The following is a 20210-nucleotide window of genomic DNA, read 5'->3' as shown; positions in this document are numbered from 1 at the left end:
GCGTTGGGAGCCGCCCGTCAGAGGCAGCCTCATGAATCCCATCGTTTACGAAGGAGACAAGATGAGAAAGCTGCTTTCCACGGCCCTGCTGACCCTGGCCCTCACCCCGGCCGCCTGGGGCCAGGACATCGTGATCGGCCAGTCGGTGCCGCTCAGCGGTTCCAATGCCGACATCGGGCGCGACATGCGCGACGGCGCACAGGCCATTTTCGCCAGGGTCAACGCCGGCAACCAGCTGGGTGGCCGCAAGATCCAGCTCGTGACGCTGGACAACGCCAACAACCGCCAGCGCGCCGCCGAAAACACCCAGCAGTTGCTGGGCCAGCACAACGCCATGGTGCTCTTCGGCTACAACTCGGCCACCAACAGCGTGGACGCGCTGCCGCTGGTGACACAGAACAACATGCTGTTCTTCGCCCCCTTCAGCGGCTCGCTGAGCCTGCGCGGCCACCCCAACGTCTACACCATCCGCGCCTCCTACAAGGACGAGACGCTCAAGATCATGGAGTCCAAGCGCGGCGTCGGGGCGAGCAGGACGGTGGTGCTCTACTACGACGACGAGGTGGGCCGCAGCAACTACGAAGCCGTGGCCGGTGTCTTTGCCGACGCCGGCGCAGAAAAACCGCGCGGCGTGGCCGTCAAGCGCGGCGCGGCGCTCGATGCGGCCGCCGTCGAGGCGCTTACCAAGGACGGGCCCCACTACGTGCTGGCCACCACGCAGTTCAGCGTGGTCGGCGATTACCTGAAGATCGCCAACGACAAGGGCGCGGCGGTGCCGGTGGCGGCGCTGTCCTTCGTCAACCCCGACGAGTTGATCGAATCGGTGGGCAACCTGGCGCGCGGTACCGTGGTGTCGCAGATCATTCCCTCGCCACGCGCTTCCAACCAGATCTCCATGCCGCTGGTGAAGGAATGCGCCGAGGCGCTCAAGGCGCTCAACGGTGCCCGGCTGAACTACACCTCGCTGGAATCCTGCATCGCCGCCAAGGTGCTGGTGACGGCCCTCAAGAAGGCCGGCCCCCAGCCCACGCGCGAAAGCGTGCTGCAGGCCATGGGCACGCTGGGCCGGATGGACCTGCACGGCTACACGCTCACCTTCGGCCCCAACCAGCGCCACGGCAGCACCTGGGTGGAACTGACCATCCTCTCGCGCGGCAACCGCTTCGTGCAGTAAATCCCGCCCGGGCCTGCGCCGGCCCGGCGCAGCCGCTCAGAGATGGCTGCAGAAGGCCGGTGCGCTGCCCCACCGGTCCGCGCGGCCGTCCACATAGGTGATGGACAGGCGCGAGAGCGCCTCGTCGTCGAGCTCGTCGATGCAGCCCAGGTTCACGCCGTACATCTTGCCGATGGGCGTCTCGGTGCCGATGCCGAAGGCACGCACGCCGCAGTGCCGGCAGAAGTAATGCTGGTTCTTGCGGGTGTTGAACAGGTACTGGGTGAGTTCGCCTTCGCCGGCCAGCAGGCGGAAACCGCCCTCCCTGGCCACGGCCGGCCAGAAACGCGTGCGCCGGCAGATCGAGCAGTTGCAGCGGTAGGTGCTCTGCGTGAGGTCCAGCTCGGCCTCGAACTGGATGGCCCCGCAGTGGCAGCTGCCTCGGTAGGTTTTCAGCATGATCGGCTCCCTGACAGATGGTTTGCGCCTCCAATTGTGCAGGCTGGCAACTGGCAAGCAGCTGCCAGCACTTAGACCCGCAAGGCATAATAAAACCCGGTTTTATCCGGAATCCACCATGAACCTGCACCAGTTCCGCTTTGTCCAGGAAGCGGCGCGCCACAACCTGAACCTGACCGAGGCGGCCAAGGCCCTGCACACCTCGCAGCCGGGCGTGTCCAAGGCCATCATCGAACTGGAAGAAGAGCTGGGCATCGACATCTTTGCCCGCCACGGCAAGCGCCTCAAGCGCATCACCGAGCCGGGGCAGCAGGTGCTCAAGAGCATCGAACTCATCATGCGCGAGGTGGGCAATCTCAAGCGCATCGGCGAACAGTACAGCGCGCAGGACAGCGGCACTCTCTCCATCGCCACCACCCACACCCAGGCGCGTTACGTGCTGCCCGAGCCCGTGGCCAAACTGCGCGCGGCCTGGCCCAAGGTCAACCTCTCGCTGCACCAGGGCAACCCGGACCAGGTGGCGCGCATGCTCATCGACGAGATCGCCGAGATCGGCATCGCTACCGAGTCGCTGGCCAATTACGACGAGCTGGTCACCCTGCCCTGCTACGAATGGGAGCACGTGCTGGTGCTGCCGGCCAACCACCCTCTGGCGGCCAAGGAGCGGCTCAGCCTGGAAGACCTGGCCAGCGAACCGCTCATCACCTACCACCCCACCTTCACCGGCCGCACCCGCATCGACCAGGCCTTTGCCCAGCGCAAGCTGGAGCCGCGCATCGTGCTCGAAGCCATCGACTCGGACGTGATCACTACCTACGTCAAGCTGGGCATGGGCCTGGGCCTGGTGGCCGAGATGGCCGTGCGCAACCTGCCGGCACAGGGCACGGGCGACGAGCTGGTGGTGCGCCCGCTGGGCACGCTCTTCGGCAAGAACGTCACACGCGTGGCCTTCAAGAAAGGCGCCTACCTGCGCAACTTCGTCTACGAATTCGCCCAGCTGCTTAGCGACCGCCTGCAGCGCGATCTGGTGGCGCGTGTCATGCGCGGCGAACACACCGACTACGAGCTTTGAGTATCCTTTCATCATGACCATCAGAACACCCGCCCTCAAGAGCCGCCTGCCCAACGTGGGCACCACCATCTTCACCGTCATGTCCGCGCTGGCCACCGAAAAAGGCGCCGTCAACCTGGGCCAGGGTTTCCCGGATTTCGAGGGCGACCCGCGCCTGGTGGACGCGGTCACCCAGGCCATGAAAAGCGGCCTGAACCAGTACCCGCCCATGACCGGCGTGCCCGCCCTGCGCGAGGCCGTCGCGAAAAAGAACCAGGCGATCTACGGCCACACGTACGACGCCAACACCGAGATCACCATCACCGCCGGCGCCACCCAGGCCATCCTGACCATCATCCTGGCCATCGTGCACCCGGGTGACGAGGTCATCGTGCTGGAGCCCTGCTACGACAGCTACGTGCCCAATATCGAACTGGCCGGCGGCGTGGTGGTGCGCGTGCCGCTCACGCCCGGCACCTTCCGCCCCGATTTCGGCAAGATCGCTGCGGCCATCACGCCCAAGACCCGCGCCATCCTCATCAACAGCCCGCACAACCCCAGCGGCATGGTCTGGACGAAAGAGGAAATGCTGCAGCTGCAGGAGCTGCTGGACCCGACCGACATCCTGGTGATTTCCGACGAGGTCTACGAACACATGGTGTTCGACGGCAAACAACACGAAAGCGCGGCGCGTTTCCCCGCGCTGGCCGCGCGCAGCTTCATCGTCAGCAGCTTCGGCAAGACCTACCACGTCACCGGCTGGAAGGTGGGTTACGTCGCCGCGCCCGCGCCGCTCTCCGCAGAGTTCCGCAAGGTGCACCAGTTCAACGTCTTCACCGTCAACACCCCGGTACAGCACGGCCTGGCCGCCTACATGGCCGACCCGAAACCTTATCTGGAACTGCCCGCCTTCTACCAGCGCAAGCGCGACCTGTTCCGCGAAGGTTTGAAGAAAACGCGCTTCAAGATGCTGCCCGGCCAGGGAACCTATTTCCAGTGCGTGGACATCTCGGCCGTGAGCGATCTGAACGAGGCGGATTTCTGCAAGTGGCTCACCAGCGAGATTGGCGTGGCCGCCATTCCGCTCTCGGCCTTCTACGGCAACGGCTTCGACCAGAAGGTGGTGCGCTTCTGTTTTGCGAAGAAGGACGAGACGCTGAACACCGCGCTGGAGCGCCTGGCGCAGCTGTAGCCCTTCCCCATCAGCGTTCAGCCCGGGTTGTCAGCCAAGCTTGACTGCAGGCAGAAAGAAAATATACTTGGACGTATACTTGTTGACCTGATAAGCACTGCAGGAGTTCAAGCCATGTCCCAAATCACTCTGTATCTGGACGATGCCACCCAGGCCCTGGTGGAACAGGCGGCGCAAGCCCATGGCGTCTCGAAAAGCCGCTGGGTGGCGGACATCATCCGTAAATACGCGTCCCATGAATGGACGGCGGATTGCCTGGCCTTGGCTGGCCGTTTTCCCGACTTTCCCTTGCGCGAAGAAAACCCCGTCGCAACGACCCCCGATACGCCGCGCCTCGGGTTTTGAGCCATGCTGGTCCTGGATACCAACACCATCAGCTACTACTTCCGGGGCGACCCGCAGATCGTGCCGCGTCTGCAAGCCATGCGGCCGGCTGATCTCGGTGTGCCGGCCATTGTGGAATACGAACTGCGCTACGGCCTGCTACGCCTGCCTCAAGCTGCAGCCGCGCCGCGTTTGACGGCCTTGGCGCAATTTCTGCAAGCCATGCAGAAATTGCCATTTGATGCTGAATGTGCCGAGCATGCAGCCCGCATCCGCGCTGATCTGGAAGCGGCAGGCACCCCCATCGGCCCGCACGACACGCTGATCGCCGCCACGGCCCTGCGTCATCAGTCCACCCTCATCACACGCAATGTCCGCGAGTTTTCCAGAGTACCGGGCCTGCAGTACGCGAACTGGCATACGGATTGAATCGTTCAGTCCCGCCTGTAAAACCGGGCGGCCGCGGCGCTCAACGCCAGAGCTTGCCGCAGAGCCCGCGGTACACAAAGGGCTGTGTGGGTGCGCCGGGTTGTGTGCCCACAGGCTCCAGCGACACAGCCAGTTCCACCGCCGGGAAAAACACCTGCTCGGCGGTTTCCCTCAGTGCCAGGTGCGTGAACTTGCCGTCGGGCAGCGGCCCAACCGCCTCCACCACGCCCGCCTTGTCGATGCGCCACAGGTACAGCGTCTGCCCCTGCGGCACGGCCACCGGCGTGACCTGCTTGATGTCCACCACCTTGCCCCGCCGCAAGCTGGAAATGATCAGGCCCGGCTGCCCCTGCGCGGTCGCCAGCACGCCCACATAGCTGTCGGGCAAGGCCATGTCACGCTGTCTATCGCCGTGGGCTTGCCACAGGACCGGCACCAGGGTGCCCATCAACAGCCCCAGGGCCAGGGCGCCCGCAGGCGCCGGGGCCAGCAGGCGACGCCACCAGGAAGTGGCCCCAGCCGCGGGCGCGGTATCTGTCGCCCGTGTTATCCGGCGCCACAGCTCTGTGCTGGGCGCCTGGGCCGGCAAGGCACGGTGCAGCGGCGCCAGGCGTTGCGTCCATTCGTTCACCGCGGCCACCAACGCAGGCTGGTGCCGCATGACGGCTTCGAAGCGCTGGCGCGCCCGGCCGCGCAAGCTGCCCGCCACATAGGCCGCGGCCAGTGGCTCGATGGCCGACGGGTTCCGGTACCAGTTCATGCCAGTGCCTCCATGCAGCCCTTGAGTCGCATCAGACTGCGCCGTGTCCAGGCCTTGACGGTCCCCAGGGGCCGCTGCATGCGCAGGGCAATCTCGGCCTGGGTCAGGCCATCGTAGAAAGACAGCAGCAGCGCCCGCCGGGGTTCGGGCTCCAGGGTCTCCATGCAATGCCCCAGTTGCGCGCCGTCTTCATGCGCCAGCAACTGCTCCATGGGGGAGCCGCTTTCATCCTGCAGGTCGTGCATCTGCTCGTCGCCGTTCTCGTCCTGCCAGTGCAAGGGCTGTTCGGGTTTGCGTTTGCGCAGCAGATCGATGGCCCGGTGGCGCGTGACCACGCACAACCAGGCCAGCGTCAGCTGTTGCCCGGGTGCTGCCGCCGCGGACTGGTTCCAGACCGTGACGAACACCTCTTGCAGCACGTCCTCGGCCATGGCGCGCTCTTGCGTCACGCGCAAGGCCACCGCCATCAGCCGGCTGGCCACCAGACGGTAGAGGGCTTCAAACGCCCTGGCATCACGCAGGGCGATACGTGCCAGCAGCGAAGCTACTTCATCACGGTCGTCCATCAGGGGCACTCTCCAGGGTGACGTGGCGCTGGAGAGCATACCCGACCCGTATGCGCTCCAGCCACGCCCCCGGCCTTCTCAATACGCCGCTTGGGGCACGGCCACCGGCTTCTCGGAAATCACGTGCCACACACCGCCCATGCCGTTGCCATTGCGGTCACCGGCCTTGCTGTCCCCCGCGAAGTAGTAGAGCGGCTTGCCGTTCACCGTCCATTGGCGTGCGCCGTTGGCGTCGATCAGGCCGAACTCGCCCTTGGCAGCCGCACCGGGCTTGGCGACGAAGGCCGGCCAATTCACCAGGCAACCACCGCTGCAGTTGCTCTTGCCCACGCTGTCCTTGTCGAAGATGTAGACCGTGCGGCCTGCCGCGTCCGCCAGCACACCGTCACGCATGACCGGCTGCGCCTGGGCCGCACCGGCGAGCAAAACGGAAAACGCAAAGGCGGCAAAAAGAGAGCTTTTTTTCATGATGTCCTCGTCCTGAAAGGTTGGATGGATGGGCCGCACCATTGCGTCCCACCTTTAGAACGGAGCGAATTGGCGTATGGATGCAGGGGCCTGAAAAAATATTTGCACCGGTGGCCGGCCGCAAAACCCCAGCGTCTCTGCCGCACAGCAGGCTTAAACTGTTCGCCTGACTGTCAAGAACCTGACCACGGCACGGGCGTGCCTGGCCCAACCGTGAGATTGAACATGAACGAACGTCAACGTGTATGGCTCGGTTCGGGGCTGGTGCTCCTGCAGTTCGGCCTGCTGGCCGTGCTGGCCCTGATGGCCTGGCCCGCCGCAGAGAACGGGGCCATCCCGCTGGCCGCCTGGGCCGCGGCCGCGGGGGCCTTGCTGCTCTTCGGCTGGACCCTGCGCGCCAACCGGCTGGGCAACTTCAACATCCACCCCCGCCCGCGCGTGGGCGGCACGTTGGTCACCAGCGGCCCCTACGGCTGGATACGCCACCCCATGTACACCGCCTTCCTGCTCGGCACCTGGGCCCTGGCATGGACAGCCGCCAGCGAGGAAGCCTGGCTGGCCTGGTGGACACTGTCGCTGGTACTGTGGTTCAAGTCCACGCTGGAAGAACGCTGGATGCTGGCGCAGCACCCGGGGTATGTGCACTACCGGGAGCAGACCAAGCGGTTTGTGCCTTGGGTGTATTGATCCAGAGCGACCCGATCAGCACTGATTCATTCCAGACCAATATGGGACTGAAAGCAGATATCGATGAGGCTGTGCAGCACTGGGATCGTTCTCCGTGGCGCATTAAGGTCTTTCTCGTCATAGCACTCTTTCTTACGACGACGTCCCTAGCGTCGCTTTCCGAAGCTGTATTCAAATGGAAAGGCTTCATTCTTGACGCACTGACGTTCTACCAGACGTGGATCAGTCACCCGCTAGTCGAACTTATTCAAGGTCTCGTCGGCCGTCCTCTGCCTCCCAACTTTGTAGACAATGCCATCGTCATGGGGTTGTTCTTTGGAGGCCTGATTCGTGGCCACTTGTTGCGCAATCTGCCGCGAGTCCGGCTTGTCGCCGAAGTCGCATTTTTCATTGGTGCATATGCGCTAATGCTCTATGCATTTGCCATTGATCGCCCTGCCCAAAGAGAGATGAGCAGCTGGTTTTTTTATCCAATCTTTTTGCTAGTCGCATATGGACTCTCCAAGGGCGCCGAACGGATATTGGCTCTCTCGTACATGCTTATCCCCGTTTTTGGAATTGCTGTTATCGCAGCAATATCGGCAGGTCTTTCGAAATGATGCCAACCATGCACTTCGACACCGATGCTAAGCACGCTTCGTTTTTCGCAATCTACGACTCTTTGTTCTGCGCCACTTAACACTGAATCGGATTCCGGCAAAACTTCTCCAGCTCCCGCACCGCCGCCTTGCCGGCCACCGCGTTCTTCGCCTTCGGGCCCACATCCAGGCTCAGCTTGAACTCGTACTTGCGGAAGAAATCGTCGAACAGTTCGCCGCCCAGCGTGGCGTAAGCCGTCAGTGTGTCGGCCTTGGCGTCGTGCTCCAGCAGCACGGCGCACAGGGGCTGCTCGGCCGGGCCGTTGAGCACACGCGCGCCCTGGGCCGGGTCGTACTGGCTGTGTTCGGCGCAGCAGTGGATGAGGTTGTCGGCCACGCCCTTCTTGGCCTTGCTCTTGCGAAAGCTGATGAAACTCACCTGCTGCGTGGGGTAGACCAGCTGGTGTGCGCAGATGGCGCTGAAGGCCACGAGGTTGCGTTGCGGCCCCACGCCACCGGGCCAGACATAACTCTCCTTGGTCTTGGTGCTCAGCGGCTGCGGCTGTGCGGGTTTGCCCAGATTGAGCAGGAAAACCGGCGTGGCCTCGAAGGGGTAGTGGAAGACGTAGTTGGTCTGGGGCTTGAGCTGGCTGGCCTTGATCGGGTCGCCGAACTCATCGGTGAGCAGCACGCGGGCGTAGGCTTTGGGTTTGGCGTCGGCGCCGAAGGCCGGCAGGGCCACAGCCGCCGTGAGGCAGGCCACGCTGGTGGAACAGGTCTCGACGAACTGGCGACGGTCCATGGGCGCTCCTCGGGCAGCGACCGGCGGGATGGCCGGATGCGGCCCAATTTATCTGGGGCCGCCTTCCCCTGTCAAGCGCTCAGGTACCCCGGCGCGCTTCGCGTCGCGCGATCCAGAGCGTGGCGCCGGCGATGATGATGCCGCCGATCAGCGAGTGGCTGGTGGGCACGTCGGCAAACACCAGCCAGCCCATCAGCGCGGCCCAGAGCAGGTCCAGGAACTTGACGGACTGGGTGGCCGAGATGTCGGCCACGACGTAGGAGCGCATCAGCAGGTAGTGCGCGCCACTGCCCAGCACACCGCAGAGCATGTAGCCCGCCCATTGCACCGCCGTGACGGGCTGCCAGTTGAGCAGGGCCAGCGGCAGGCTCAGGATGGTGACGGTGATGGACTGCCAGAGCACGATGACACCGGCCGACTCATAACGCGTGAGCGCCTTGCTGATCAGGAAGGAGGCCGCAAACATGGGCGCCGAGGACAGCATGACCAGGTTCCACCAGCCGCCCTGGCCGCTCAGGTTGGGCCCCACGACGATGAGCACCCCCGCAAAGCCGATGCCCGCCGCCAGCCAGCGCTCCCAGTGCATGGGTTCGCGCAGGAAGAGCCAGGCACCGAGCATGATGAAGATGGGGGTGGTGAAGCCCATGGCCGTGGTGTCGGACAGGGAGATGTGCGGGATGGCCGTGAACCAGATGCCCAGGCCCGTGGCGTGGACAAAACCGCGCACGAACTGCCCGCGTATGTTCTGGGGCATCCACGCCGCCATGCCGCTGCGCAGCACCAGGGGCAGCAGCACGATGACCCCGCAGAGGTAACGCAGGAACTGCGACTGCAGCGGCGGGATCTGCGTGGTGAGGTAACGCGTCATGGTGTTGAGCAGCACAAAACACAGACCGGCCGCCACGGACCAGAGCAGGCCCTGCACCGTCGGGTCGAGCCGGCCCGCGCGGTGCCGCGTCAGGTCCATGCGCCGCCGCCAGGGGCTGCGCTGAGGCTTCTTGGGGTGTACACGGGCGCGCATCGGCCCAGTTTATCCCTGGCTTGCGTGTCGGCCTGTCGCTCATGTATACTTGGTAAGTAGTCTATTACTTACCAAACCATTCCATGGCTTCTCCCACCCCTCGACTGGCAACGGCTTCCCGGCAGGCCGAGATCGTCTCGGCCGCCTTGCGCCTGGCCCAGGAGCGCAGCCCGGCCCTGATCACCACCACGGACATTGCGCAATCCGTCGGCGTGACCCAGGGGGCCCTGTTCAAGCACTTCGAGAACAAGGAGGCGATCTGGCTGGCCGCCATGGAGTGGGTGCGCGAGAACCTGATGCACGAAATCCAGACGGCGGCAGCCGCCAGCCCGGAGCCGCTGCAGGCCCTGCGCAAGGTGTTCGACGCGCATGTGGGTTTTGTGTCGCACCATCCCGGCGTGCCGCGGTTGATCTTCCATGAACTGCAGCAGCCGGCGGACTCGCCCCTCAAGGAGAGCGTGCGCGGCCTGATGAAAAGCTACCGCCAGTTGCTGCTGAACCTGATCAAGCAGGCGATCCAGGCGGGGCAGTGCGACCCCGATCTGGATGCCCCGGCGGCGGCAACGATGTTCGTCGGCATCATGCAGGGCCTGGTCATGCAGTCCATGCTCAGTGGCCATGTCTCCACCCTGCGCTCCGAAGCGCCCCGTGTCTTCGATCTCTACCTGCGCAGCCTGCGCACCCCCGTATGAAAAAACTCAAGTCACTCCCGCCGCGGCTGCTGGTGCTGCTCGTCATGGGCCTGCTGCTGCTGGCGGCGCTGGTCTTCATCATCCGCCGCTCCGGGCCGCTGGCCCCGGTGCGCGTAACCGTCGTCACCGCGGCTGAAGCATCCATCATCCCGGCGCTGTACGGCATCGGCACGGTGGAAGCCCGCCGCAGCTACCTGATCGGCCCCACCAGCGCCGGCCGGGTGCTGCGAGTGCTGGTGGACGCCGGTGAGCGCGTGAAGGCCGGGCAATTGCTGGCCGAGATGGACCCGGTGGACCTGCAGCAGCGCGTGGAAGGGATTGAGGCCTCGCTGGCCCGCGCGGCCAGCATGCATGAAGCGGCCCAGGCCCAGGTGGCGGATACCAGCGCCCGGCGCGAGCTGGCCCGGGCCAATGCACGGCGTTACCAGGACTTGGGACAGCAGAACTTCGTCAGCCCGGGTGTGGTGGAAGGCCGGCAGCAGGAACTGCTCTCGGCCGAGGCGCAGGTGCGCGCCGCCCAGGCCAATCTGTCTGCTGCCGCGCAGGACCTGACCCGCCTGCAGGCCGAACGCTCCGCCCTGCAGCAGCAGCGCCGCAACACGCGCCTGCTGGCCACGCAGGACGGTGTGGTGCTGTCGCGTGATGCCGAGCCCGGCTCCACCGTGGTGGCCGGCCAGGCCGTGCTCAAGCTCATCGATCCGGCCAGCCTGTGGATCAAGGCGCGTTTCGATCAGGGCCGTTCAGCCGGGCTGGCGCCGGGTCTGGCCGCCGGGATCGTGCTGCGTTCGCAGCCACACAGCCCGCTGGCGGGCAAGGTCAGCCGCGTGGAGCTGCAGGGCGACAGCGTGACGGAGGAGCGCATTGCGCAGATCAGCTTCGACCAGCCGGTCCCCGGCCTGTCGGTCGGCGAACTGGCCGAGGTCACCTTGCGCCTGCCCGCAACACCACGCGCACTGGTGCTGCCCAATGCCGCCATCCGCCGTCACCAGGGCCAGGCCGGTGCCTGGCTGATGGTGGACGACCAGCTGCGCTTCGCACCGCTGCAGCTGGGCGAGACCAGCCTCGATGGGCAGGTGCGTGTGCTCGACGGTCTGCAGCCCGGCGCGGCGGTCGTCGTGTACAGCGAGAAGGAGATCGGTGCCGACAGCCGCATCAAGGTGGTGCCGACACTCATGGAGCCAGCGCGATGATCAGCCTGGCCGGCCGGGATGTGCTGCACTCCTGGGCCAAGTTCGTCTTCACCGGCATCGGCCTGGGCCTGCTGATCGGCGTCACGCTGACCATGGCCGGGGTCTACCGCGGCATGGTGGACGACGCGCGCGCCCTGCTCAACAACAGCGGCGCCGAGCTCTGGGTGGTGCAGAAAGACACGCAGGGGCCGTATGCGGAGTCGTCCAGCCTGCGCGACGACGTCTATCGCTCGATCCTGGGCATGCCCGGCGTGGCCCGCGCGGCCAACGTGACCTACTTCACCATGCAAGTGCGGCGGGACGGCAATGACGTGCGCGCCATGGTGGTGGGCATGGTGCCCGGCCAGCCGGGCGAAGCCGGTTACCTGGTGGCCGGCCGGCACCTCACGCGCAACCACTACGAGGCCGTGGCCGATGTGAAGACAGGGTTTCGCCTGGGCGACCAGATCCGCATCCGCCGCCACGACTACCGCGTGGTCGGCCTGACGCAGCGCATGGTGTCTTCCGGCGGCGACCCCATGGTCTTCATCCCGCTGGCCGACGCGCAGGAAGCCCAGTTCCTGAAAGACAACGAGGCCATCCTCAACGATCGCGCCCGCACCGCCGCCAACCCTGCCTTGAACCGCCCGGCCGTGCCGGGCCTGCTGGAAGCCGTGCAGGCCGCGCAAAGCAGCAACCACAACGTGAACGCGGTGCTGGTGCAGCTCCAGCCGGGCTTCCACCCGGAGCAGGTGGCCGAACCGATCCGCCGCTGGAAGCACCTGGAGGCCTACACGCGCGAGCAGATGGAGGAGATCCTGGTGGCCAAGCTGATCGCCACCTCGGCCAAGCAGATCGGCATGTTTCTGGTGATCCTGGCCATCGTGAGCGCGGCCATCGTGGCCTTCATCATCTACACCATGACGCTGGGCAAGCTGCGCGAGATCGCCGTGCTCAAGCTCATCGGCACGCGCAACCGCACCATCGCCGGCATGATCCTGCAGCAGGCCCTGGGCCTGGGCCTGATCGGCTTCATCGTGGGCAAGACGGCGGCCACGGTCTGGGCACCCTTCTTCCCCAAGTACGTGCTGCTGGAGACCGGCGACGCCGTGCGCGGCCTGATCGCCGTGATGGTGATCTGCGCCCTGGCCAGCACGCTGGCCATCCGCGTGGCGCTGCGGGTCGACCCTGGCGCAGCGATTGGATAAGGACAGACCATGAGTGAACTGGGTATCCGCATCGAAGGCCTGAGCAAGCGCTACGGCGAAGGCGACGCCGCCGTGCACGCGCTCAAGGACGTCAACATGAGCGTGGCACCGGGCGAGGTGGTGGGCCTGATCGGCCCCTCGGGCTCGGGCAAGAGCACCCTGCTCAAGTGCCTGGGCGCCATCATCGAGCCCACGGCCGGACGCATGACGCTGGGCAACCAGACCATCTATGACAACGGCTGGACCATCCGCGACCTGCGCGCGCTGCGGCGCGACAGCATCGGCTTCGTGTTCCAGGCGCCCTATCTCATCCCCTTCCTGGACGTGACCGACAACGTGGCCCTGCTGCCCATGCTGGCCGGCCAGCCCAACGGCAAGGCCCGTGCGCGTGCGCGCGAGCTGCTGCAGGCACTGGACGTGGCGCACCGCGCCGCCGCCGAACCCTCACAACTCTCGGGCGGCGAACAACAGCGCGTGGCGATTGCCCGCGCGCTGGCCAACCAGCCACCGGTGATCCTGGCCGACGAGCCCACGGCACCGCTGGACAGCGAACGCGCGCTGGGCGTCATGCGCATCCTGAACCAGATGGCCCAGCAGTACCGCACGGCCATCATCGTCGTCACGCACGACGAGAAGATCATCCCGACCTTCAAGCGCATCTATCACATCCGGGATGGGCGGACCTACGAGGAGGCGGGTGAAGGCTTGGCCTTATGACGGGGGCTCAGCTGTTGATCTGCTGCCGTGCTGTCGCCCGGCCTCGGCCTGACGGCCGACCCATGCCTTGTAGTTCCGGCATCACATGGCCTGCGGCCATATGAGCCTGCACTGCAAAGCCTCGCATCAGCTGTTCAGCTGCTGCCAGGCCTTGTCTAAACGCTTCACACTCACCGGCTGCGGCGTGCGCAGTTCCTGGGCGAAGAAGCTCACACGCAGCTCTTCCAGCAGCCAGCGGAACTCCTGCAGGCGCTCGTCCATCACGCCCTTGCGTTCGGCCACCAGGCGCCAGTAACGCTGCTCCTGCGGGCGCAGCTCGGCCAGGCGGGTGGCGTCGCGGGCGGGGTCGGCGCGGTACTTGTCCAGGCGCAGGGTGATGGCCTTGAGGTAACGCGCAAAGTGCTGCAGCTGTGGCCAGGGTGTCTGGATGATGAAACGTTTGGGGCACAGGCGCTGCAGCTGCTGCGCACAGTCGGCCGTGGCGTCCGGTGCGTTTTTCGTGTCCTTGATCTTGCGCGCGGCAGCGGCGTATTCGATGAGGATGACACCGGCCAGGCGCGCCACCTCGTTGGCGATCAGGGTCAGGCGGCCCCGGCCCTCCTCCAGCCGTTTCTTGAAATCGAATTCGTCGGCCGGCAGCGGGTCCAGCAGAAACGCGCGCTCCAGCGCCACGTCGATGATCTGGGCGCGCAGTTCTTCCATCGTCCCCAGCGGCATGTAGGCCACGGCCATCTTCTGCAGATCGGGAATGTTCTTTTCCAGGTACTTGAGCGCGTCCTTGATCTGTAGGGCGAACAGGCGGCGCAGGCCGCCGCGGTGTTTGGCGGCCGCCACCTCGGGTTCGTCGAAGACCTCGATGCCCACGGCCTCGCCCAGGTCGATCAGGGCCGGGAAGCCGATCAGGGTCTGGCCGCTCTTGCGGATTTCCATGAGCTCGGGCAGTTCGCCAAAGGTCCAGGCGGTGTAGCGCTGGTCCGCGGGCACGGTGGGCGCGTTCTTTTCCGTTCGCCCTGAGCCTGTCGAAGGGCTGCGAGCGCCAGAGGCTTCGACAGGCTCAGCCCGAACGGCATTGGGCTGGGCCTGCGACGCCAGCTTGAGTCCGGCCAGGGCCTGGAAGGCACCGCGCGCCTGGGCGCCGAGTTCGGCCTTGAGTGCGCCGAGGTTGCGGCCCGTGCCCATCTGGCGGCCGTGTTCGTCCACCACGCGGAAGTTCATGAACAGATGGGGCGCCAGCATATCGAGCTTGAAGTCCGCGCGCTTGACGTCCAGGCTAGTGATGTCGCGCACCTGCTTGAGCAGCGCGTCGGTCAGGCCACCGCGGCCGAAGGCCTCGGGCGTGCCCATGGTCTCGGCCAGCCTGGTTGCCGATTCGGGCAGGGGCACGAAACGGCTGCGCGGGCGCTGCGGCAGGCTCTTGAGCAGGGCCTGGATCTTGTCTTTCAGCATGCCGGGCACCAGCCACTCGCAGCGATCCTCGTTGACCTGGTTCAGCACGAAGAGCGGCACGGTCACGGTGAGGCCATCGCGCGGATCGCCCGGTTCGTGCAGGTAGGTCGCGGCGCAGTCGATGCCGCCCAGGCGCAGGGTCTTGGGGAAGGCGTTGCTGGTGATGCCCGCGGCCTCGTGGCGCATGAGCTCTTCGCGCGTGAGGCGCAGCAGGTCCGGGTTCTTTTTGCTTTCTTCGCGGTACCAGCGTTCGCACTCGAAACCGCTGCAGATGTCGGCGGGGAGCTGCTGGTCGTAATAGGCGTAGATGAGTTCGTCGTCCACCAGCACGTCCTGCCGGCGCGACTTGTGCTCCAGCTCCTCGACCTGGCGGATCAGCTTCTCGTTCGCAGCGATGAAAGGCAGCTTGGTCTCCCACTCGCCGCCCACAATGCCTTCGCGGATGAAGATCTCGCGCGCGGCCTGCGGGTCCACCCGGCCGTAGTTGATGCGCCGCCCGCTGTAGACCACGATGCCGTAGAGCGTCGCGCGCTCCAGCGCCACCACCTCGGCCGCCTTCTTTTCCCAGTGCGGGTCCAGCAGCTGCTTCTTGAGCAGATGGCCCGCCACCTGCTCGATCCAGCCGGGCTCGATGTTGGCGATGCCGCGGCCGAACAGGCGCGTGGTCTCCACGAGTTCGGCCACCACGATCCAGCGGCCCGGCCGTTTGCTCAGGTGGGCGCCCGGGTGGCGGTGGAACTTGATGCCGCGCGCGCCCAGGTATTCACCGGCGCTGGCCTCTTCCTCCAGCTTGCAGCCGACGTTGCCCAGCAGGCCGGCGAGCATGGACAGGTGCAGTTGTTCGTAGCCGGCCGGTGCCGTGTTGATCTGCCATTTGTGTTCTGTGACGACCGTCAGCAACTGGCTGTGGATGTCGCGCCATTCGCGCACGCGGCGGATGTTGACGAAGTTCTGGCGCAGCAGCTGTTCGTACTGGCGGTTGCTCAGCTTGTGGGTGGCCCCGGCACCGGCCGGGTGGGCGTGCTTGTCACCCCGGGCGTCGTTGATCCACTTCCAGAGCTTGAGATAACCGGTGAACTCGCTCTTCTCGTCGTCGAACTTGGCGTGGGCCTGGTCGGCCTGGGTCTGCATCTCCATGGGGCGGTCGCGCACGTCCTGCACGCTGAGGGCGCTGGCGATGATCAGCACCTCTTCCAGCGCACCGCGGGCCTTGGCCTCCAGGATCATGCGGCCCACGCGCGGGTCCAGCGGCAGCTTGGCCAGTTCACGGCCCATGGGCGTGAGCTCGTTGGCCTCGTCCACGGCGCCGAGTTCGGCCAGCAGCTGGTAGCCGTCGGCGATGGCGCGGCCCGAGGGCATTTCCAGGAAGGGGAAGTCCTCCACCACACCCAGGTGCAGGGACTTCATGCGCAGGATGACACCGGCCAGGGAGGAACGCAGGATTTCGGGCGTGGTGAAACGCTCGCGCCCGGCAAAGTCCTTCTCGTCGTAGAGGCGGATGCAGATGCCGTTGGCCACCCGGCCGCAACGGCCTGCGCGCTGGTTGGCGGCGGCCTGGCTGACCGGCTCCACCATGAGCTGCTCCACCTTGCTACGGAAACTGTAGCGCTTGACGCGGGCCGTGCCGGTGTCAATCACGTAACGGATGCCGGGCACGGTGAGCGAGGTTTCGGCCACGTTGGTGGCCAGCACGATGCGCCGGCCGCTGTGGCTGTCGAACACGCGGTCCTGCTCGGCCTGGCTCAGGCGGGCGAACAGGGGCAGCACTTCGGCATTGCGCGTGATGGCGTTGTGGCTGAGGTGCTTGCGCAGGTGGTCGGCGGCCTCGCGGATCTCGCGCTCGCCGGGCAGGAAGACCAGGATGTCGCCTGCGGCGTTGCCTTGCCAGAGTTCGTCGACTCCATCCGCAATCGCATCGTTGAGGTCGTACTCGCGGCTTTCCTCGTAAGGCCGCCAGCGTTGCTCGACCGGAAAGGTGCGGCCCGAGACCATGATGACCGGCGCCGGGCCCTTGCTGCTGGCAAAGTGCTGGGCAAACCGGTCGGCGTCGATGGTGGCCGAGGTGACGACGATCTTGAGGTCCGGGCGGCGCGGCAGGATCTGGCGCAGGTAACCGAGCAGAAAGTCGATGTTGAGGCTGCGTTCGTGCGCCTCGTCGATGATGATGGTGTCGTAAGCCTGCAGCAGCGGGTCGGTCTGCGTTTCGGCCAGCAGAATGCCGTCGGTCATGAGCTTGACGGAGGCGTCTCTGGACAGGCGGTCCTGGAAACGCACCTTGTAGCCCACGACCTCGCCCAGCGGGGTGTGCAGCTCCTCGGCGATGCGCTTGGCCACCGAACTGGCGGCAATACGGCGCGGCTGGGTGTGGCCGATCAGGCGGGCGCGCTGGCCTACGGGATAGTTGAGCTTGCCGCGGCCCATGGCCAGGGCGATCTTGGGCAGCTGGGTGGTCTTGCCCGAGCCGGTCTCGCCGCAGACGATGATGACCTGGTGCGTTTGCAGGGCGGCCGCGATTTCGTCGCGTTTGGCCGACACCGGCAGCGACTCGGGGAACTCGATTTTCAGGGGAGAGGAACTCAAGGGGCAACTTCAGGGAGAATCGGCAATTATCCCTGCCATTACACCCTCGCCCGCCCTACCCAGCATGTCCGCCGTCTTCAACTTCACCTTCGTGCCCTGGTTCCGCTCGGTGGCGCCCTACATCCACATGCACCGCGGCAAGACCTTTGTGGTGGGCGTCTGTGGTGAGGCCATCGCCGCCGGCAAGCTGCAGCACCTGGCGCAAGACCTGGCGCTGATCCAGAGCATGGGGGTGCGGATCGTGCTGGTGCACGGTTTCCGCCCGCAGGTGAACGAGCAGCTCAAGGCCAAGGGCCATACGGCCAAATACTCCCACGGCATGCGCATCACCGACGAGGTGGCGCTGGACTGCGCGCAGGAGGCCGCCGGCCAACTGCGCTACGAGATCGAGGCCGCCTTCAGCCAGGGCCTGCCCAACACCCCCATGGCCGGCGCCACGGTGCGCGTGCTCTCGGGCAACTTCATCACGGCGCGCCCGGTGGGCATCGTCGACGGGGTGGATTTCCAGCATTCGGGCCTGGTGCGCAAGGTGGACGTGGCCGGCATCAACCGTACGCTGGACATGGGCGCCATGGTGCTGCTCTCGCCCTTCGGCTTCTCGCCCACGGGCGAGGCCTTCAACCTGACCATGGAAGAGGTGGCCACCAGCGTGGCCATGGCCCTGCACGCCGACAAGCTGATTTTCGTGGGCGAGGTGCCGGGCATCCGCATGGACCCGAGCCAGCCCGAAAGCGACGACAACCCCATCGACACCGAACTGCCGCTGGCCGCAGCCGAAAAGCTGCTGGCCGCCCTGCCCGGCGCCACCCTGCCCACCGACACGGCCTTCTACCTGCAGCACTGCGTGAAGGCCTGCAAGGGCGGCGTGGAACGCAGCCACATCATCCCCTTCGCGGTGGATGGCGCGCTGCTGCTGGAGGTGTATGTGCACGATGGCATCGGCACCATGGTGGTGGACGAGAAGCTGGAAGAACTGCGCGAAGCCACGGCCGACGACGTGGGCGGCATCCTGCAGCTGATCGAACCGTTCGAGAAGGACGGCACCCTGGTCAAGCGGGACCGCACCGAGATCGAACGCGACATCGGCAACTACACCATCGTCGAACACGACGGCGTGATCTTCGCCTGCGCCGCGCTCTACCCCTACCCGGAAGCCAAGACCGCCGAGATGGCGGCGCTGACGGTCTCGCCCGAATCGCAGGGCCAGGGCGACGGCGAAAAGGTGCTCAAACGCATTGAGCAGCGCGCCAAGTCCATGGGCCTGGACAGCATCTTCGTGCTGACCACGCGCACCATGCACTGGTTCATCAAGCGCGGTTTCCAGAACGTGGACCCGGACTGGCTGCCCGAGGCGCGCAAGCGCAAGTACAACTGGGACCGCAAGTCCCAGGTGCTGGTCAAGAAGCTCTGAGCCTGAAGGTTCAGGGCAGCAGGCGCTCGAAGCGCTGCTCCATCACTTCATTGCCCCACTGCTTCCCTGGCTGCTCGTGCACCAGGCGAAAACCCTGTTGCTCGTAGAGATGGCGTGCGGCCTGCAGGCCCTCGAAAGTCCAGAGGCTGGTCTTGGGGTAACGCCGCTTGTCGCAGAAAGCCAGCGCGCTGCCCAGCAGCCGCTTGCCTATGCCTGAGCCGCGCAGCCGGTCCGAGGTGATGAACCAGCGCAGGTGCGCCCCTTCGGTTTGGGCGTGCAGACCGTCGATGACGATGGCGCCCTCGATCTGGTCCTCCACCAGCGCCAGCCACAGGCCGTCGCGGTGTTCCTCATACCGTTCGCAGAAGGCCGCCAGCTCGCGCGCAACCCGGCTTTCGAAGTACACGCCGAAACCCGACTGCAAGGCGTAGTAGTCCGCATGCAGTGCGGTGATGCGGCCGATGCAGCCCGGCAGATAACCCTGGTGGATGGGAATGTCCACGAGACGGCCCTCGCTCAGCCCAGTTCGGCCAGGCGCTTGTCCTGCCGCGCCGTCAGGCGGGCGATGTCGGCCATGTCCTGCGCCGAGAGCTTGGGGCCAGGCTTGCGCACGGCCTCACTGGCGATGACACCGCGTTTCATCAGGATGTGCTTGCGCACGGCCAGGCCGATATTGGCCTGCTGCTCGTAACGCGCCAGCGGCAGGTAGGCGTCGAACAGGTCGTGCGCGCGCTCCACATTGCCGGCCGCGTGCGCGGCGCACACGTCCACCATCATCTCGGGATAGGCAAAACCGGTCATGGCGCCGTCGGCACCGCGTGTGAGTTCTTCGGGCAGGAACAGGCCGCCGCCGTTGCCGGTGAGGATGGAGACGCGCTTCAACTCCCCCTTGTCGCTGGCCGCGCGGATGGCCGAGAGCTTGGCCAGGCCCGGGCTGTCTTCGTGCTTGAGCATCACGCAGCCGGGCGAGTTCTTGAGGATCTTGAGGATGACGCCGGTGGACATCAACACGCCGGTGGCCACCGGGTGGTCCTGCAGCACCCAGGGCACGTCGGCGCCCAGGGTCTCGTTGACCATGTCGAAATAGGCGGTGATCTGGTCATCCGTGCGCACGGTGGACGGCGGCGCCACCATGACACCCGCCGCGCCCAGGGCCATCACGCTCTGGGTCAGCTCCTTCATGGGCGCGAAACCCGGCGACGAAGCCCCCACCACCACCGGCACGCGACCATTCACGCGCGCCAGCACCTGTTTGACGAAGGTGCGCGACTCTTCCATGGTGAGCTTGGGCGCCTCGCCCATGATGCCCAGAATGGTGAGGCCCGTGACGCCCTTGTCCAGGCAGAAGTCGACCATGCGGTCGGTGCTGGCCAGGTCCAGCGCACCGCTGTCGGTGAAGGGGGTGACGGTGATGAGGTAGACGCCTTTGGCGTTGCGATCCAGTTGGGAGTTCACGTGGGTTTCCTCGTTTGTATCCAGCTGTCGAGCATAGCGCCT

The 20210-nt window shown here is 65.8% G+C and carries 21 protein-coding genes; 12 read left to right on the top strand and 9 right to left on the bottom strand.

What is annotated here, in order from left to right:
* The first annotated feature begins 61 nt into the window (after nucleotides 1-61).
* Nucleotides 62-1174 (top strand): ABC transporter substrate-binding protein, encoded by a 1113-nt coding sequence (locus AO057_RS11740; protein ID WP_057676102.1) that lies wholly within the window; start codon nucleotides 62-64, stop codon nucleotides 1172-1174.
* A 36-nt stretch (nucleotides 1175-1210) separates the two neighbouring features.
* Here the strand turns inward: AO057_RS11740 and AO057_RS11735 are convergent, their stop codons facing one another.
* On the bottom strand, nucleotides 1211-1612 hold the full coding sequence (locus tag AO057_RS11735; protein WP_057676100.1) for a GFA family protein: 402 nt from the start codon (nucleotides 1610-1612) through the stop codon (nucleotides 1211-1213).
* 118 nt (nucleotides 1613-1730) lie between these two features.
* On the opposite strand from AO057_RS11735, the gene AO057_RS11730 reads away from it, so the two are divergent.
* From AO057_RS11730 to AO057_RS11715, 4 genes are all read left to right on the top strand, one after another.
* Nucleotides 1731-2684: a CysB family HTH-type transcriptional regulator gene (locus tag AO057_RS11730; RefSeq protein WP_057676099.1), complete on the top strand. Its 954-nt coding sequence runs from the start codon at nucleotides 1731-1733 to the stop codon at nucleotides 2682-2684.
* Between the two features lie 13 nt (nucleotides 2685-2697).
* On the top strand, nucleotides 2698-3855 hold the full coding sequence (locus tag AO057_RS11725) for a pyridoxal phosphate-dependent aminotransferase (protein WP_057676097.1): 1158 nt from the start codon (nucleotides 2698-2700) through the stop codon (nucleotides 3853-3855).
* Between the two features lie 114 nt (nucleotides 3856-3969).
* Entirely contained in the window at nucleotides 3970-4200 is a 231-nt protein-coding gene (locus AO057_RS11720) for a ribbon-helix-helix domain-containing protein (protein WP_057676094.1), read from the top strand.
* A gap of 3 nt (nucleotides 4201-4203) precedes the next feature.
* Complete coding sequence (locus AO057_RS11715) at nucleotides 4204-4608, top strand: type II toxin-antitoxin system VapC family toxin (RefSeq protein WP_057676092.1); 405 nt, start codon at nucleotides 4204-4206, stop codon at nucleotides 4606-4608.
* A gap of 40 nt (nucleotides 4609-4648) precedes the next feature.
* On the opposite strand, the gene AO057_RS11710 is transcribed toward AO057_RS11715, so the two are convergent.
* From AO057_RS11710 to AO057_RS11700, 3 genes are all read right to left on the bottom strand, one after another.
* Nucleotides 4649-5368: an anti-sigma factor gene (locus tag AO057_RS11710; RefSeq protein ID WP_057676090.1), complete on the bottom strand. Its 720-nt coding sequence runs from the start codon at nucleotides 5366-5368 to the stop codon at nucleotides 4649-4651.
* Nucleotides 5365-5934 (bottom strand): sigma-70 family RNA polymerase sigma factor, encoded by a 570-nt coding sequence (locus AO057_RS11705; protein WP_057676088.1) that lies wholly within the window; start codon nucleotides 5932-5934, stop codon nucleotides 5365-5367. Before AO057_RS11705 ends, AO057_RS11710 begins: the two co-directional genes overlap by 4 nt.
* A gap of 78 nt (nucleotides 5935-6012) precedes the next feature.
* Nucleotides 6013-6402, bottom strand: coding sequence for a COG4315 family predicted lipoprotein (locus AO057_RS11700; protein WP_057677271.1), 390 nt, complete (start codon nucleotides 6400-6402; stop codon nucleotides 6013-6015).
* A 225-nt stretch (nucleotides 6403-6627) separates the two neighbouring features.
* Between AO057_RS11700 and AO057_RS11695 the strand changes: the two genes are divergently transcribed.
* Both AO057_RS11695 and AO057_RS11690 read left to right on the top strand, forming a co-directional pair.
* Nucleotides 6628-7089 carry a methyltransferase family protein gene (locus tag AO057_RS11695; protein WP_057676086.1) on the top strand — a complete coding sequence of 154 codons (462 nt, stop codon included), beginning with the start codon at nucleotides 6628-6630 and terminating at the stop codon, nucleotides 7087-7089.
* Entirely contained in the window at nucleotides 7077-7688 is a 612-nt protein-coding gene (locus AO057_RS11690; RefSeq protein ID WP_156404545.1) for a hypothetical protein, read from the top strand. Before AO057_RS11695 ends, AO057_RS11690 begins: the two co-directional genes overlap by 13 nt.
* Before the next feature lie 76 nt (nucleotides 7689-7764).
* Here AO057_RS11690 and AO057_RS11685 read toward each other — a convergent pair whose 3' ends face one another.
* Together AO057_RS11685 and AO057_RS11680 are read right to left on the bottom strand one after the other, a co-directional pair.
* Nucleotides 7765-8469, bottom strand: coding sequence for a Rieske (2Fe-2S) protein (locus tag AO057_RS11685; RefSeq protein WP_057676082.1), 705 nt, complete (start codon nucleotides 8467-8469; stop codon nucleotides 7765-7767).
* 79 nt (nucleotides 8470-8548) lie between these two features.
* The gene (locus tag AO057_RS11680; RefSeq protein WP_057676080.1) at nucleotides 8549-9490 is read right to left on the bottom strand and encodes a DMT family transporter; all 942 of its coding nucleotides are present in this window, start codon (nucleotides 9488-9490) and stop codon (nucleotides 8549-8551) included.
* 83 nt (nucleotides 9491-9573) lie between these two features.
* On the opposite strand from AO057_RS11680, the gene AO057_RS11675 reads away from it, so the two are divergent.
* The 4 genes from AO057_RS11675 to AO057_RS11660 are packed head-to-tail and all read left to right on the top strand — an operon-like array spanning nucleotide 9574 to nucleotide 13276.
* A complete protein-coding gene (locus AO057_RS11675; RefSeq protein WP_057676078.1) occupies nucleotides 9574-10182 on the top strand; it encodes a TetR/AcrR family transcriptional regulator in 609 nt (202 codons plus the stop codon).
* A complete protein-coding gene (locus tag AO057_RS11670) occupies nucleotides 10179-11372 on the top strand; it encodes an efflux RND transporter periplasmic adaptor subunit (RefSeq protein WP_057676075.1) in 1194 nt (397 codons plus the stop codon). The genes AO057_RS11675 and AO057_RS11670 overlap by 4 nt, the downstream gene beginning before the upstream one ends.
* On the top strand, nucleotides 11369-12559 hold the full coding sequence (locus tag AO057_RS11665) for an ABC transporter permease (protein WP_057676072.1): 1191 nt from the start codon (nucleotides 11369-11371) through the stop codon (nucleotides 12557-12559). The genes AO057_RS11670 and AO057_RS11665 overlap by 4 nt, the downstream gene beginning before the upstream one ends.
* A 9-nt stretch (nucleotides 12560-12568) precedes the next feature.
* Entirely contained in the window at nucleotides 12569-13276 is a 708-nt protein-coding gene (locus tag AO057_RS11660) for an ABC transporter ATP-binding protein (protein WP_057676070.1), read from the top strand.
* Between the two features lie 126 nt (nucleotides 13277-13402).
* On the opposite strand, the gene hrpA is transcribed toward AO057_RS11660, so the two are convergent.
* Nucleotides 13403-17302 carry an ATP-dependent RNA helicase HrpA gene (hrpA, locus tag AO057_RS11655; RefSeq protein ID WP_057676068.1) on the bottom strand — a complete coding sequence of 1300 codons (3900 nt, stop codon included), beginning with the start codon at nucleotides 17300-17302 and terminating at the stop codon, nucleotides 13403-13405.
* 64 nt (nucleotides 17303-17366) lie between these two features.
* Here hrpA and argA point away from each other — a divergent pair, with 64 nt between their 5' ends.
* Complete coding sequence (gene argA, locus AO057_RS11650) at nucleotides 17367-18713, top strand: amino-acid N-acetyltransferase (RefSeq protein WP_057676066.1); 1347 nt, start codon at nucleotides 17367-17369, stop codon at nucleotides 18711-18713.
* Between the two features lie 10 nt (nucleotides 18714-18723).
* On the opposite strand, the gene AO057_RS11645 is transcribed toward argA, so the two are convergent.
* Entirely contained in the window at nucleotides 18724-19215 is a 492-nt protein-coding gene (locus AO057_RS11645; protein ID WP_057676063.1) for a GNAT family N-acetyltransferase, read from the bottom strand.
* Between the two features lie 14 nt (nucleotides 19216-19229).
* Nucleotides 19230-20168, bottom strand: a complete 939-nt coding sequence (locus AO057_RS11640) for a dihydrodipicolinate synthase family protein (RefSeq protein ID WP_057676061.1) — start codon at nucleotides 20166-20168, stop codon at nucleotides 19230-19232.
* Nucleotides 20169-20210 lie beyond the last annotated feature (42 nt).

This window comes from Curvibacter sp. PAE-UM (assembly GCF_001432305.1).
Lineage (GTDB): Bacteria > Pseudomonadota > Gammaproteobacteria > Burkholderiales > Burkholderiaceae_C > Hylemonella.
This window is presented reverse-complemented; position numbering and strand designations above follow the sequence as displayed.

Coding starts and splice junctions, on each gene's coding strand:
- AO057_RS11740 (WP_057676102.1), top strand. CDS start 62: ATGAGAAAGCTGCTTTCCACGGCCCTGCTGACCCTGGCCCTCACCCCG.
- AO057_RS11735 (WP_057676100.1), bottom strand. CDS start 1,612: ATGCTGAAAACCTACCGAGGCAGCTGCCACTGCGGGGCCATCCAGTTC.
- AO057_RS11730 (WP_057676099.1), top strand. CDS start 1,731: ATGAACCTGCACCAGTTCCGCTTTGTCCAGGAAGCGGCGCGCCACAAC.
- AO057_RS11725 (WP_057676097.1), top strand. CDS start 2,698: ATGACCATCAGAACACCCGCCCTCAAGAGCCGCCTGCCCAACGTGGGC.
- AO057_RS11720 (WP_057676094.1), top strand. CDS start 3,970: ATGTCCCAAATCACTCTGTATCTGGACGATGCCACCCAGGCCCTGGTG.
- AO057_RS11715 (WP_057676092.1), top strand. CDS start 4,204: ATGCTGGTCCTGGATACCAACACCATCAGCTACTACTTCCGGGGCGAC.
- AO057_RS11710 (WP_057676090.1), bottom strand. CDS start 5,368: ATGAACTGGTACCGGAACCCGTCGGCCATCGAGCCACTGGCCGCGGCC.
- AO057_RS11705 (WP_057676088.1), bottom strand. CDS start 5,934: ATGGACGACCGTGATGAAGTAGCTTCGCTGCTGGCACGTATCGCCCTG.
- AO057_RS11700 (WP_057677271.1), bottom strand. CDS start 6,402: ATGAAAAAAAGCTCTCTTTTTGCCGCCTTTGCGTTTTCCGTTTTGCTC.
- AO057_RS11695 (WP_057676086.1), top strand. CDS start 6,628: ATGAACGAACGTCAACGTGTATGGCTCGGTTCGGGGCTGGTGCTCCTG.
- AO057_RS11685 (WP_057676082.1), bottom strand. CDS start 8,469: ATGGACCGTCGCCAGTTCGTCGAGACCTGTTCCACCAGCGTGGCCTGC.
- AO057_RS11680 (WP_057676080.1), bottom strand. CDS start 9,490: ATGCGCGCCCGTGTACACCCCAAGAAGCCTCAGCGCAGCCCCTGGCGG.
- AO057_RS11675 (WP_057676078.1), top strand. CDS start 9,574: ATGGCTTCTCCCACCCCTCGACTGGCAACGGCTTCCCGGCAGGCCGAG.
- AO057_RS11670 (WP_057676075.1), top strand. CDS start 10,179: ATGAAAAAACTCAAGTCACTCCCGCCGCGGCTGCTGGTGCTGCTCGTC.
- AO057_RS11665 (WP_057676072.1), top strand. CDS start 11,369: ATGATCAGCCTGGCCGGCCGGGATGTGCTGCACTCCTGGGCCAAGTTC.
- AO057_RS11660 (WP_057676070.1), top strand. CDS start 12,569: ATGAGTGAACTGGGTATCCGCATCGAAGGCCTGAGCAAGCGCTACGGC.
- argA (WP_057676066.1), top strand. CDS start 17,367: ATGTCCGCCGTCTTCAACTTCACCTTCGTGCCCTGGTTCCGCTCGGTG.